Annotated in this window: 12 protein-coding genes; 8 read left to right on the forward strand and 4 right to left on the reverse strand. The window is 47.2% G+C overall.

Features of this window, described 5'->3' with window-relative positions:
• Positions 1 to 37: 37 nt before the first annotated feature.
• The 6 genes from IQ263_RS00980 to moeB all read left to right on the forward strand — a co-directional run bounded on the left by IQ263_RS00980 (position 38) and on the right by moeB (position 6095).
• On the forward strand, positions 38 to 853 hold the full coding sequence (locus IQ263_RS00980) for an inositol monophosphatase family protein (protein WP_194065744.1): 816 nt from the start codon (positions 38 to 40) through the stop codon (positions 851 to 853).
• A gap of 102 nt (positions 854 to 955) precedes the next feature.
• Entirely contained in the window at positions 956 to 1933 is a 978-nt protein-coding gene (locus tag IQ263_RS00985; protein ID WP_194065745.1) for a J domain-containing protein, read from the forward strand.
• 382 nt (positions 1934 to 2315) lie between these two features.
• A complete protein-coding gene (locus tag IQ263_RS00990; protein ID WP_194065746.1) occupies positions 2316 to 3551 on the forward strand; it encodes an ATP phosphoribosyltransferase regulatory subunit in 1236 nt (411 codons plus the stop codon).
• A 265-nt stretch (positions 3552 to 3816) separates the two neighbouring features.
• Positions 3817 to 4044, forward strand: a complete 228-nt coding sequence (locus tag IQ263_RS00995; protein WP_194010874.1) for a ferredoxin family protein — start codon at positions 3817 to 3819, stop codon at positions 4042 to 4044.
• Positions 4045 to 4363: 319 nt separating this feature from the next.
• Positions 4364 to 4843: a M67 family metallopeptidase gene (locus IQ263_RS01000; RefSeq protein ID WP_194065747.1), complete on the forward strand. Its 480-nt coding sequence runs from the start codon at positions 4364 to 4366 to the stop codon at positions 4841 to 4843.
• A 79-nt stretch (positions 4844 to 4922) separates the two neighbouring features.
• Positions 4923 to 6095, forward strand: a complete 1173-nt coding sequence (gene moeB, locus IQ263_RS01005; RefSeq protein WP_194065748.1) for a molybdopterin-synthase adenylyltransferase MoeB — start codon at positions 4923 to 4925, stop codon at positions 6093 to 6095.
• Between the two features lie 180 nt (positions 6096 to 6275).
• Here the strand turns inward: moeB and IQ263_RS29685 are convergent, their stop codons facing one another.
• Both IQ263_RS29685 and IQ263_RS29690 read right to left on the reverse strand, forming a co-directional pair.
• A complete protein-coding gene (locus IQ263_RS29685) occupies positions 6276 to 6590 on the reverse strand; it encodes a glutaminase (protein ID WP_333194458.1) in 315 nt (104 codons plus the stop codon).
• The gene (locus IQ263_RS29690; RefSeq protein ID WP_339384836.1) at positions 6562 to 7200 is read right to left on the reverse strand and encodes a glutaminase; all 639 of its coding nucleotides are present in this window, start codon (positions 7198 to 7200) and stop codon (positions 6562 to 6564) included. Before IQ263_RS29690 ends, IQ263_RS29685 begins: the two co-directional genes overlap by 29 nt.
• 669 nt (positions 7201 to 7869) lie before the next feature.
• Between IQ263_RS29690 and IQ263_RS01015 the strand changes: the two genes are divergently transcribed.
• On the forward strand, positions 7870 to 8217 hold the full coding sequence (locus IQ263_RS01015; RefSeq protein WP_194065749.1) for a hypothetical protein: 348 nt from the start codon (positions 7870 to 7872) through the stop codon (positions 8215 to 8217).
• Here IQ263_RS01015 and IQ263_RS01020 read toward each other — a convergent pair.
• Positions 8214 to 9257 (reverse strand): YdcF family protein, encoded by a 1044-nt coding sequence (locus tag IQ263_RS01020; RefSeq protein WP_228049704.1) that lies wholly within the window; start codon positions 9255 to 9257, stop codon positions 8214 to 8216. The genes IQ263_RS01015 and IQ263_RS01020 overlap by 4 nt on opposite strands.
• Positions 9258 to 9688: 431 nt before the next feature.
• The gene (pap, locus tag IQ263_RS01025) at positions 9689 to 11176 is read right to left on the reverse strand and encodes a polyphosphate:AMP phosphotransferase (protein ID WP_194065750.1); all 1488 of its coding nucleotides are present in this window, start codon (positions 11174 to 11176) and stop codon (positions 9689 to 9691) included.
• Between the two features lie 796 nt (positions 11177 to 11972).
• Here pap and IQ263_RS01030 point away from each other — a divergent pair.
• The gene (locus tag IQ263_RS01030) at positions 11973 to 12932 is read left to right on the forward strand and encodes a GNAT family N-acetyltransferase (protein WP_194065751.1); all 960 of its coding nucleotides are present in this window, start codon (positions 11973 to 11975) and stop codon (positions 12930 to 12932) included.
• Positions 12933 to 13122 lie beyond the last annotated feature (190 nt).

Raw genomic sequence — 13122 nt, forward strand, 5'->3', positions numbered from 1 at the left:
AAATAACAAATAACAACTAAGAAGCAACAACTAACAAATGACAAACAATCAACTGCAAAACTACTTAGAAATAGCCACCGAAGCAGCCCTAGCCGCCGGTGCCGTCCTGCAATCTTTCTGCGGTAAATTAGAAAATATTCAAGAAAAAGGCCGATCGGGCGATTTAGTCACAGAAGCCGACAAAGCATCAGAAGCCGTCATCTTAGAAATTCTCGGCCGCCACGTACCCGAACACGCCATCCTCGCGGAAGAATCGGGTTCATTAGGGAATGCAGCTAGCAAATACCTGTGGGCGATCGACCCTTTGGACGGTACAACCAATTATGCTCACCAATATCCTTTTTACGCCGTGTCGATCGGACTTTTAATCGACGGCATACCACAAATCGGCGTAATTTACGACCCTTCTCATAACGAATTGTTTCGGGCTGGCAAAGGATTGGGGGCGACTTGCAACCGGCGGGCGATCGCAGTTTCGCAAAGCTCAGAATTGAGAAACAGCTTGCTAGTGACCGGCTTTGCCTACGACCGGCGCTCCACAGCAGATAATAACTATGCCGAATTCTGTCACCTCACCCACCTCACCCAAGGCGTGCGGCGCAGCGGTTCCGCAGCCCTAGACCTAGCACATACAGCCTGCGGGCGATTGGACGGATACTGGGAACGGGGACTCTCCCCTTGGGACGTAGCAGCCGGCGTACTCATCGTCTCCGAAGCCGGAGGTCAAGTTACAGCCTATGATGGCGGTGCCTTTGAGATGAACTCTGGTCGAGTTTTGGCCACCAACGGCAAAATACACGCCGAACTAAGCGGTGCACTGCTGTCAGTTCCTCCCTTATCTTCATGGAAGTAGCGTTTCGACAGCAAGGGATCGGGGGTAATACGGGGGTCACAACCCCTTAAGTCAAGCTACATTAAAGGATAGTGAAAAGCCAGGAAAGCGAGAGTAAAAGTTATGTCTTTTGAAATGACAAAAGGGTTGTTCAAGTACGATTTTACGGATCAGCACGCAATTTTGGGAGTTCCTTTAGACGCCGAGTTTAACGACATCCGCAAGCGCTACATGAAAATTGCCCGACGCTTGCATTCGGATACTTGCTCTTTTGAAAGCCAAGCCGATAAAGATTGGGCCAACCAATTTTTGTCAAAAGTGGTCAATCCGGCCTACAATAAATTCTCCAAAGAAAGCGATCGCAAAGAATACAGCTTGCTGTTAGCAGCCATTGGTAAGCGTGTCCTTAAAGAACAAGGAAAAATGCACATCGAAAGTGCCGCAGCTAAAGAGTTAACTACCGCTAAAAATTTGGAAGAAGCTTACAAAACAGCAGTGGGTAAACTAGCTCTCAAGCAGTACGAATCTGTTGAGGAAACGCAAGAGGCGATCGCTCAAATTAGCGAACTAAACATGGTTTATTTGCTGCGAAAAGAACGGCTTGGCGGTGGGGATGGAACCAGTTCGCCCACAAAAACAGCAACCCCACCAACTAACACCGCAACAAAACCAGCAGCAGCAAAACCAGCAGCAACAAAACCAGCAGCAACACCCCCAGCAGCAGCAACCCCAGCAGCAGCAACCCCAGCGCCACCTCCGCCACCCAGAGCCCCAGTAGACTCGGTGGCTGACGGATCTTGCCGCCGAGCTCAAGGATTTATGGACAGCAAAAATTACGCTAAAGCAAGTTTGGAGTTGAGAGAAGCCCTGAAGCGCGATCCAAAACACAGCAAGGCTCACGCTATGTTAGCAATGTGTTACCTCGAACAAAATCAAGCGACAATGGCGAAACTTGAGATGAACAAAGCTTTGGCATCAAATCCTGAAGAACCGACGGCTTTGGAGGTTAAGAAAAAGCTCGAACAAGCTGCCTCAAAAGCCAAAAAAGGTGATGACAAACCAGGATTTTTTGCAAGTTTGTTTAGCGGGAAGAAGAAGTGAGAAATTGTGAGTTGTGAGTCAGGAATATTTAGAAATTGGTAAACTGCTCAGCAGTGAAGCGATCTTGCTCAAAAGCATCAAGAGTTGGTGATATCACATCCGATCGCACTGACGGGGAAAATGATTATTCCCATGCAAACCACAACGCCATCACGCCTTAATTTGTTAAAGTCGAGGGTTAAGCTTGCCTGCTTCGACTTTAACACCGTCCCCTAAAGCTAAGCTTCTAAGCCCAATCTAAAATCTCAAATCTAAAATCGATATGACACCTTAATTTGTTAAAGTCGAATGTTAGGCTTGCCACGTTCGACTTTAACACCGTCCCTAAAGCTAAGCTTCTAAGCCCAATCTAAAAATCTAAAGTCTAAACTCTAAAATTGATATGGTTCACCAACCCCCATCCGGTGCAAGAGATTTATTGCCCCTTGACGTTGCTCAAAAAATTTCGATCGAACGGCGCTTGCAGCAGGTGTTTCACCGCTGGGGCTATCACCGGATTATTACCTCTACTCTAGAAAGGCTGGAGACATTGATGGCTGGGGGCGCGATCGACCGATCGACCTTAATTCAACTCCAAGATGCCGAAGATGGAGAACTCGGCTTGCGGCCAGAATTGACAGCATCCATCGCCAGGGCGGCTGCGATGCGGATGTCCGGGACGCGCTGGCAGCCCCAGCGCCTCTACTACAACGCCAACGTCTTCCGCAAAGGAACAGATACGGGTTCCGGCGGGCAACAGGAGTTCTATCAAGCCGGGGTAGAACTCCTCGGCGCGGGGGGAAGCGTTGCGGATGCGGAAGTGCTGCTGCTGCTGTCTGAGTGCTTGCAAAACCTAGAAATTGATGACTGGCATTTGGTGCTGGGAGAAGCGGGCTTGACAGCAACATTGCTAGAACCGTTTGCGCCAAACCTGCGGCAAAAAGTGCGCCACGCGATCGCCAATCTCGATCGAATAGCCTTGGAAACCTTGCCGCTTTCTGACGAATTGCGAGAAAGAGCTCTGCTGTTGTTTGACCTGCGCGGCCGCCCAGAAGATGTATTGGAGATTGTGGCGAAGCTGGATTTAGATGTAGCGCAGCAAGCCGCATTAAATGAACTCAAAAGTGCGATCGAACTGCTGGAAAAATGTCAAGCCAAAATCCCCAATTTAAAATCTCACATCCACCTCGATTTGAGTTTAATTCAAACCTTTGACTACTACACTGGAATAGTGTTTGAAGTTGTCAGCAGCAGCAAAAGCGGACAGCGAGTTTTAGGACAAGGCGGGCGGTACGATCGACTGTTGGGACTCTTCGATCCCCAAGGCCAAAACTCCCCCGGCATCGGGTTTTGTCTGAATATCGAAGATTTGCACCAAGTATTGCTAACAGAGGGTCAATTGCCCGCAGAGACACCAGCCAGCGAATGGTTGATCGTGCCTCAAACTCCTGAAGCAGCCGCAGCAGCCTTTGATTATGCCCGCAAACTCAGAGAGTCCAGTCCCCCAATCCGGGTAGAGATAGATTTAGAGAATAGGGAAAACGAAGAGGCGGCCAGGGAATACGCGCGCGATCGTAGAATTGGTCAAATTGCCTGGATAAATGCCGAAGGCGCTGCAACAATTGAAACAGTAAACTAAGCTCGATTGTCAAGCTAACTCCTAACATCACGTCCCCCCAATTAGTTATAACAAAGACGGTTAGTAGTGCGGACTTGAGTCCGCAAAAAACAGGTTCATAGTGCGGACTTGAGTCCGCAAAAAACAGGTTCGTAGTGAGGACTTTAGTCAGCCAAAAACCATCTTGACCAAAGTCATCACAACGAACCAATTGTATTGTTGTAATTAGACAGACATGATATAATGTCAAATCTAAAAACTAAAAACTAAAATCTAAAATAGAAACATGGCACACACTATCGTTACAAATATTTGCGAGGGAGTAGCTGATTGTGTCGGCGCTTGTCCGGTAGCTTGCATTCACCCAGGCCCTGGCAAAAACGTCAAAGGAACCGATTGGTATTGGATTGATTTTGATACCTGCATAGACTGCGGCATTTGTTTGCAAGTCTGTCCAGTCGAAAATGCGATCGTCCCAGACGAACGGCCCGAATTGCAGCAAACACCAACTTGATAGCAATCACCCGTAATATCGTTGACCGTTGCATCGTCAGGTGATTTAACCGGCGCTAGAACACAGAGGACACAGAGAGAGAATAGAGATATGAATACAGGACGATGCTACCGGATTTGATATAAGGCGTGGAGTGCACACCCTACAGTTACAAATTATGCGTACATTGTACACATAGATAAACCGATAGGGTGTGCACTGCCCACCATAGATTCACGAATTATACACACACTTACATCAACTCCTTCTCTTCCCTTCTCCTCTCTTCCTTCGCGTCCTTAGCGCCTTCGCGGTTCATTAAAAAAAAGCCTAAAATAAAATGCAAAAAATCGCACTTACCCCCGAACACCTGTTATCAATCCGCACCCACGGCGAAAGCGCTTATCCAGAAGAATGCTGCGGTTTATTGTTAGGTACGATCGCAAAAAGTGTGAAAACTGTAGTAGAAGTTGTGCCGACTGACAACGCTTGGAGTGCCGAAGCTGAAGAGAATTGGCCAGAACAAAAAGAATTGACAGAACAACGCAGATATGCTATTAGACCTGAAGATATGTTGCGGGCGATGAAACACGCGCGCGATCGCAATTTAGACATCATCGGCATATACCATTCTCACACGGATTGTCCGGCAGTGCCCTCGGAGTGCGATCGCACATTGGCATGGGCCCAATACTCATACATCATAGTGTCCGTCCGACAAGGCAGTTCACAAGACCTCCGCAGTTGGAGTCTCGACTCCGAGGGCTACTTTCAAGCAGAGGAAATTGTCGCAGTCGAACCGACTCAGATTAAGAAATAGTTAGTAAAAATAACAAACACGCAAAAATGCGAAAAATTTAGATAGGATATAATTCAAAATCGGCCTATAACAGAATATCATGCTAAATCCTAATCTGGACGAGATCCAGCTCAACAAACAAGAATACGAACGCTACTCTCGCCACCTCATCCTCCCAGAAGTTGGATTGGAAGGGCAGAAGCGCCTCAAAGCAGCCAGCGTACTCTGCATCGGTACGGGAGGACTCGGTTCGCCGCTGTTGCTGTATTTAGCAGCCGCTGGTGTTGGCCGCATTGGGATTGTAGACTTTGATGTTGTAGACCATTCCAACTTGCAGCGCCAAGTAATCCACGGCACTTCTTGGGTTGGGAAACTGAAGATTGAGTCGGCGAAAAATCGGATTTTAGAAATTAATCCTTTTTGTCAAGTTGATTTGTACGAGACTCACGTTAGTTCCGAAAATGCGATCGCCATTGCCACTCCCTACGATATCATCATCGACGGCACGGACAACTTCCCGACTCGCTATTTGATGAACGACGTTGCAGTCCTGTTAAACAAACCCAACATCTACGGTTCCATCTTCCGATTTGAAGGACAAGCCACAGTTTTCAACTACCAAGGCGGCCCAAATTACCGCGATTTGTACCCCGAACCCCCCCCTCCAGGGATGGTTCCTTCCTGTGCCGAAGGTGGCGTTTTAGGCGTTTTGTGCGGCATTATCGGTTCTATCCAAGCAACGGAAGCTATCAAAATTATCTTGGGTCAAGGCACAACATTGAGCGGCAGATTGTTGCTTTACAATGCCCTAGAAATGACATTCCGCGAATTGAAACTGCGACCGAATCCAGTGCGCCCCGTAATTGAAAAATTAATCGATTACGAACAATTCTGCGGCATTCCTCAAGCTAAAGCCCAGGAAGCGCAAGAACAACAGCAAATTCCTGAGATGACTGTCACCGAACTTAAAAAGTTAATCGATAGCGGTGCGAAGGATTTTGTACTGTTAGATGTTCGCAATCCCAACGAGTATCAAATTGCTCAAATTCCTGGGTCAGTTTTGGTGCCTTTACCAGATATCGAACACGGCGAAGGTGTTGCAAAAGTCAAGGAATTGTTGAACGGGCATCGCTTGATTGCACACTGCAAAATGGGCGGGCGTTCTGCGAAGGCCTTGGGCCTTTTGAAGGAAGCGGGAATTGAGGGGATTAATGTTAAGGGCGGGATTAATGCTTGGAGTCAAGAAGTAGATTCGTCTGTTCCTCAATATTAAGCTCAATCTTGTTGTGGGGCGGGTAATTTGCCCGCCCCACTGCGAACCGTTTTTGTGATGGTAATCGATCGGATATGATATGAGAAGGTCGATCGACCTTCCAAATCCCCAATCCCAGATAGCCAAATATTTCCCCGCCATAACTCAAGGAAATTAAGAGCAATTCAACAGCAATCTTATTTAATCAAATACGCTCAGTCGCAAAGCTTTAGCTATTTGTTTCAATAGAAATAAGCCGCCGACAGAATTTCCCTCCCGATCTAGGGGCGGACTGTAACAGCCGATCGCACCTTCGCCCGGAATTACCGAAAGCATTGCCCCGCTAACTCCCGACTTGGCCGGCAGTCCCACCCGCAGCGCAAAACGACCGGATGCTTCATACAAACCGCAAGTAGCCATCAGCGCTTTGACAGTGCGGCAGTTTTCCCAAAGTGCTTCGTCACTCTTTACCAACACCATTCCCAGCTTAGCCAAATCCTCCACAGTTCCCGACAAACAACAAACTCGATTGTAGGTTGCTAAGGCTATTTTCGGCGTTTTGCAGATAACCAAATTTGAGCATTGCTAAGGCGAGCTCCCGATTATTTTGATTCCGCTTTTGATTGACTGAATCCAGCATTAACTCGTCAACAAATAACTGACTGTTTGCTTGTTGGTTCAGCCAAGTTCGCAAGTTTTGACAGCGCGCCACAGCATTGTTACCGGGAATCAGAGACGCTAGGGCGATCGCCCCGCTATTAATCATCGGATTTCTCGGCTTTCCTCCATCTATTTCCACTTGAGTCAGCGAATTGAAAGGCATTTCCGAAGGATCGCAGCCCACGCAGTCAAAAACCGTTTTTTCGCCCAATTCGCACAGCAAATAAAGCAGCACCAAAGGCTTGACTGCGCTCATCAGCGGGAATGTTTTAGCAATGCTGCCCCAGCTCAAAATGTTACCGTCAATTGCCCGAATTTGCACGGCAAACCATTCTCTTTCGGGTTCCGCAAGCAGAGGTACGTATGCGGGGACTTGACCGGATTTACTGCGATTAATTGCCTCTTTTGCCCAAGCGGCCAGTTGTTCTGGTTGCAGGGAAGATAGTTTGCTAGTGGATTTTTTCACTGTCGATTAGTCCGTAGGCGCAAATAAACCGCAGAGTGTAAAGCTATCACAGCAGCCAGCGAAAGATCCGTTGCGCTCGATCGGGAAACACCTATGTATTGTCAAACTTCATCACCTACATTTGGATCGTTTGAGATTTTAGATTAACAGTCCGATCGCGCTTTCGATACTATTTTCAAAAAAACAATGCAACTGCAGGCAAACTTTAAACCCTTATGCAGTCTGTCATTTCCAATCTTATATTGAAACTATCAAAATAAAAATTATCTCAGCCAGAAATCAGTTTCTTAAAATAATTACGCCACTTGAGGTATTGCCAGAAACACGGTTACTTACGCGATCCCAAGCAAGCTCTGCTGTAAGCGTATTGACATTTTCATCGGCGCGGAGATAATAAATTTATTGACAATTTTTGAGAAAAAATCTGTCTTTGCATAAAAACCTCTCTTTCACCCAGATATATAATAAGCAGCTTGGCTGACAGCGCTGTGACCCACAACCAACCAGCAGTAACTTGAAACGCCTTCAGGTTCTTCTGTTTAATCCCCAGCCAGGGGCGGGGTGCATATTTAACTTAACTCAGAAAGAGTTCGCGGAATCCGGCCCGGAAAACCCCCGAACCTTTAAGAATGATTACCCAACCCGATTCACCAAAACCAGGATCAAACAATGCCAGAAGCAGCAAAAGCAGAAGAAGCACCAAAACCCGCTCCCCTGACTTTTAAGGGCGTGTGCAAAGACGGAGTTCTCAAAGGCAAAGAAATCGAGGGCTTATTAGACATCAAAATCAACGTTTCATCTATCAAATCCCCAGAAGCGCCAGCCCCTAAAAAATCCGAGTGGGAAGCGCCTATATTTTGGGTCGTGTTCTTGTTAACTGCCAACTTTGCCGTCGGCGACCCCGCAGGACTCAGAAATTACAGCTCCCCACAAAGGCGTCATTCTCAGGAGATGTTAAACCAATCTGGGGAGCAGTCGCTGTTGCCTCAGAAAAACACCAGCAACTCGCCACTTTAGGCTCTGGGAGCCTGCCAGCCACGCATATAGTAATAAAAAGACCCGAAATATTCATCGAATACTCGCGTCGTAGTTACCAAAGCTTCTGCATTAGGCAGAAAATCTGCCGCGTCTAAGCGCAGTCTCGATTTCCCTCCTGACACGGGCTGGTAAGTGTAGAAGTCGGTAGCTCTGGGAATCACCTGGATACCCATATTTGCAAAAGCTAGGCTGGCACGGCGCATCTGAATCGCAGATGTTACCAGGATTACTTTACGCCCAACGCCGCGGCTGTCGAGGATTTTTCTCACTTCCTCGGCGCTGGTGCGTATGTTGCGGCCGTTATCGTCGAGAACGATACTGGTGCGCGGCACGCCCATGTTGGTGGCCAGCAAAGTCTTGATATCCTTAGCTTCGCCAGTAGAATTCTGTAAATCTGCTCTGGGCGCGGCGGTAACAATCACCAAAGGTGCTAATTGTTTTTTGTACAAAACGGCAGCGTAGGGCAGGCGATTGCCTGTCTCTGCCATTTGAATCGCTTCTTGGTTGGCGGTGTGGCCGTTAGTCGTTCCCTTACCGAGGAGGACGATCGCCGCTGCTGTTTCGTCGCAGCAAACTGTGCGAGCAGCCGCATCCCGTTCAGCTTGATCGGCGAACCAGTAAGCGACAACTGGCATACTCGAAAGAATCAAAACTAGCAGTGCTGCCAGGATCATTCTCGGTGCCGGGTTGCGGATACCTCCGTTAGTAATCAGCGCCGATGCAATCACCAGCAGGGTGATCGAAAAACCAAGCGGCTTAAAGAAGAAGGCTATGAGGCCGAAAATCGCTGCTCCGACTGGCGTGTCTGGCGCGAAAAAAGCCAGGAACAAAAGGCTGATCAGCAGCAAAACGCGCAGCCTGTCTATTAACGGATTGTCTTTGCCTCCTGATTGATCCCACCACGATTTGATCAGTGAGAAGAGGAGGAATAGAAATAGAATGCGAGCTAAAAGTTCTGGCATCTTGCAATATTCTGTGTCTTCATAAATTAGTACGGAAGTCTGGAAACGATCGCGCATTTAGCTGCGCGAGGAAATACTGGTATCGGTGGTTTTTAATTTTTGCCAATAACCCAGTCCGATCGCATTTCTCAGAAAGGTTCGATTCCCCTCAGCTCTCAACTATTGGTTGCAGGCTGCAAGCCCGCTACTTCCAGTCAATCGATTGAAGAATTGAATAATTTTAGATTTTAGATGGACTCCACAGATAAATCTGGGAGCTGGCACTTCGCTCTAAAATGTTAGGATCTCCAAACAAGATAGTCGGGACACGGTACCCGTTTTGGGGCGGGTTACAGATTGCTGAGAGTTAATTGGTAATTGATAATTGGTAATGGTTGATTGGTAATTGCTAATGGAGCGAGCCAGCAGCCTGTAAAATTGGTAATTCCAGCCTGCTTTCTGCTGCCTGCTATTTTCCCATTATCTGTTACCCATTTACCAATCCCAATTTATAGGCGTTTCAGTTGATTCCGAATTGCCTGCGTTACCGTTTGAATTACTTTAACACGAGCATAATACTTGTTATCGGCCGCAATTAGCGTCCAGGGAGCTGTCGGCGTGCTGGTGCGCTGAATCATTTGATTTACCGCCACTTCATAATAATTCCACTTTTCTCGATTCCGCCAATCTTCTTGAGTGAGTTTGTATTGTTTAAATGGATTATTTTGTCGGTCTGTAAACCGCTTTAGTTCCTCGTCGGGACTGATGTGCAGCCAGAATTTAACTAAGAGACAACCGAAACTGGTGAGTTGCTCCTCAAATTCGTTGATTTCCTGGTAAGCTCGACGCCATTCGAGTTCGGTGGCAAATCCTTCGACTCGTTCGACGAGCACTCTACCATACCAACTGCGATCGTAAATGCTGATTTTACCAGCAGTCGGCAACTCCCGCCAGAAGCGCCAGAGATAGTGGTGAGCTTTTTCTTCCTCCGTCGGGGCCGCAAAGGCATTGACGGTATAGCTGCGGGGGTCTAGGATGTCCGTCAAACGTTTGATCGCACCTCCTTTACCGGCCGCATCCCAACCTTCAAACAGCACTAACACGGGGATTTCCTTTTCGTGGATACTTTGTTGCAGTTGGCCAAAACTCGTTTGTGCTTCGCGAAGTTCGTGTTTGTATTCCTCTGGCGACAAGGATAGAGTTAAATCTACTTGGGCGAGCAAGTCTGGTTCGGTGGGTTGCAACTTTTCTTGAGGTGGCAGTTTCAGGGGTGCAGATTGCGCTGGCTGTGTGTCTAAGGCTTCTGTAATTTTGGCTGCCATTTGCGTTAAAACTTTGACTCTCGCCCACCGCTGACAGTCGCCTTCTACTAGCGTCCAAGGTGCCGGGCCGGTGCCGGTTTGAGTTATCATTTCTTCGGCTAAAGTTGTGTATTCTTGATATTTTTTGGCTTGTTTCCAATCTTCCGGCCGCACTCGCCAAGCTTGTAAAGTATCGTCTTCTAGTTTTTTGAGCCGATGTTTGAGTTCTTTTTTGCTCAGATGAATCCAAAATTTGGCAATTGCCGCGCCGTCGTTTACCATCATTCGCTCGAAGGCGTTGATTTGTCTGATGATTGTCGGTACTTCGGCCTCGGAGACTCTCTCGAACAACCGGTCTTCTAAAAGATGAGTGTACCAACTGTGATAAAAAAAGCCAATCCGACCGCGGGCTGGGAGTTTCTGCCAAAACCGCCACAGAAAAGGATAGTCCATTTCTACCTCTGACGGCGGCCAAATCGGGTGAACGGTAAAGCCGCGCGGGTCCATGTAACCCACCATTTTTTTGACGAGTGCGCCTTTGCCCGCAGCGGCCCAGCCTTCGAGTACGATGATTACGGGCATTTTTTTTTCCCAGCAGGTTTGTTGGAGCGATCGCAACTGCTGCATTAAAACTTCTATTTTGGCCTCATAGGTTTCTTTATCCAGCGAAATATCTAAATCGAGGTTGTCAAGCATATTTACCTCACACAAATCCCAGAAAGCAGTTTAACGTCAGTTTAACGTTCGGATAAAGTTAAATCTTCAAGTCTGGCAAAAAGTTATCAAAACTATACTTACGAACGCTTCAAAGCGCGCTGCTTCTGCCGTCTCAACCAGGATCGGGCTAATACTAACAAAACTCCCCTCAGATCGAACTTGCCAAAAAAAACCTGAGCGGTTATAGTTGACTTAGGGAACTTTTTAAGAACTTCAACTGTTCCCCTCGCCCGATCGGGTGAGTTAAAAGAAGCAGCAACAAATTCTTGAAAGAGGATTTGTTGTAAGATAGAGCAAAAGTAAAAATTAACTACCCGGTGGGGGTGAAAACTTCTTTACTTAGCTGCATTAAATTTATTTAAACAACAGTTACTTAAGCACCAGCTTTGATAACTGCGAGGACGCTCCTTGCAAAGGTTGGGCGTTCCTCTGACCACAGACTCCAATAAAAAAAACCGCCCAAATGGGCTAACCAATTTTTATGATTGCGCTATGAGATAAAACCTGAAAGCCTGGGTGATATAAACAGGTTTATGAGTTTTATCAACATCATTCTCTAATACTAAAATCAGTTGAGGTGCGGACTGCTGCCGCCCCAAAAAAACATTGATTTATTGTGTAACAGGCTTTCTGACTTGTTACACCCTAAATTAATTTATTGTGGAACAGCCATCTTGACTATTGTTGACATTTGTGCAAAATGTCAGAATTACTGTACTCATTTGCCAATACCGATTAACAGGAACATTCCGAAATTACGGATTGTAAGTTTTTTATGAATATCTTGACAACACGCTCATACAAGGGCGAAAGTGACTGGTGCGCGATCGCAAATTTAATCGATGATTGCGAAACAGTCGATCGACTAGGCGAAGAAGTTTCAGCAACTGAACTAAAGCTGATCCTTGACGCCCCCCAACTCGACAAAGCCCGAGATGTCCAATTGTGGGAAGACGGTAACTGCAAACTCATCGGTTTGGCACTGTTAGATATGCCAGATTCCACCGATGAAATAGAAGCTTGTCTCTGGTTTTACGTGCATCCAAATGTACGCGGTGAAGGCTTAGAAAAAGACATAATTAAATGGGGAGAAACACGCCTGGGCGAAGTAGGAAAAAAACGCAATTTGCCCGCCAAATTGCACACCTACAGCCGTGAGGATAAAACCGATCTGATGCTGCTGTTAGAGAAACAGGGCTTTGAAGTCGATCGCTATTTTCTCACAATGGCGCGATCGCTCGCCGAACCCATTCCCACACCCGAATTTCCCGCAGACTTTGCCCTGACACACGTATCGGGAGAACAAGACATCCAACCCTGGGTAGAAATGTTCAACCAGTCATTTATCGATCACTGGAACCACCACGATTTAACTGCCGAAATCGTGCGCTACTGGATGCAAGACGAAAATTATCAGCCGGAATTAGATTTAATTGCTGTTTCGGGCGATCGTAAATTTGCAGCTTTCTGCGACTGTCAAATCAAACCCCAAAAAAACCCCCGCAGCGGCACAAAAGACGGCTGGATTGAATTATTGGGAACGCGGCGCGACTTTCGGAAAATGGGTTTAGGAAAAGCAATGTTGTTAGCCGGATTGCACACCTTAAAAGCAGCGGGTGCAAATACCGCTAAACTCAGCGTCGATGCTGACAGTTTGACAGGCGCGACAAAGCTTTATAAATCAGTCGGTTTCCGCCCGATGGAAACTTGGCAATCGTGGGCAAAAGCCGTCTAAACTGATACTTATATCAATTCCGGTTGCATCGGAATAATAAAATCGAGTCAACAGTCAACAGTCAACAGTCAGTAGGGGCGGTGGATGGTGCGGGCCCGCCCTCTTAACAGTCAACAGTCAACAGTCAACAGTCAACAGTTACCAGGAAGAGCCTGGTAATGCAGATGCTTTGGCTATCTCGGCGCGAACA

The organism is Tychonema sp. LEGE 06208, from assembly GCF_015207505.1.
Taxonomy (GTDB): Bacteria; Cyanobacteriota; Cyanobacteriia; order Cyanobacteriales; family Microcoleaceae; genus Microcoleus.

Excerpts from the sequence above, each read along its gene's own strand:
- IQ263_RS01020 (WP_228049704.1), bottom strand. The coding sequence starts at position 9,257 with ATGCGCGATCGTTTCCAGACTTCCGTACTAATTTATGAAGACACAGAA.
- IQ263_RS00990 (WP_194065746.1), top strand. The coding sequence starts at position 2,316 with ATGGTTCACCAACCCCCATCCGGTGCAAGAGATTTATTGCCCCTTGAC.
- IQ263_RS01030 (WP_194065751.1), top strand. The coding sequence starts at position 11,973 with ATGAATATCTTGACAACACGCTCATACAAGGGCGAAAGTGACTGGTGC.
- pap (WP_194065750.1), bottom strand. The coding sequence starts at position 11,176 with ATGCTTGACAACCTCGATTTAGATATTTCGCTGGATAAAGAAACCTAT.
- IQ263_RS00980 (WP_194065744.1), top strand. The coding sequence starts at position 38 with ATGACAAACAATCAACTGCAAAACTACTTAGAAATAGCCACCGAAGCA.
- IQ263_RS01015 (WP_194065749.1), top strand. The coding sequence starts at position 7,870 with ATGCCAGAAGCAGCAAAAGCAGAAGAAGCACCAAAACCCGCTCCCCTG.
- IQ263_RS01000 (WP_194065747.1), top strand. The coding sequence starts at position 4,364 with ATGCAAAAAATCGCACTTACCCCCGAACACCTGTTATCAATCCGCACC.
- moeB (WP_194065748.1), top strand. The coding sequence starts at position 4,923 with ATGCTAAATCCTAATCTGGACGAGATCCAGCTCAACAAACAAGAATAC.
- IQ263_RS00995 (WP_194010874.1), top strand. The coding sequence starts at position 3,817 with ATGGCACACACTATCGTTACAAATATTTGCGAGGGAGTAGCTGATTGT.
- IQ263_RS00985 (WP_194065745.1), top strand. The coding sequence starts at position 956 with ATGTCTTTTGAAATGACAAAAGGGTTGTTCAAGTACGATTTTACGGAT.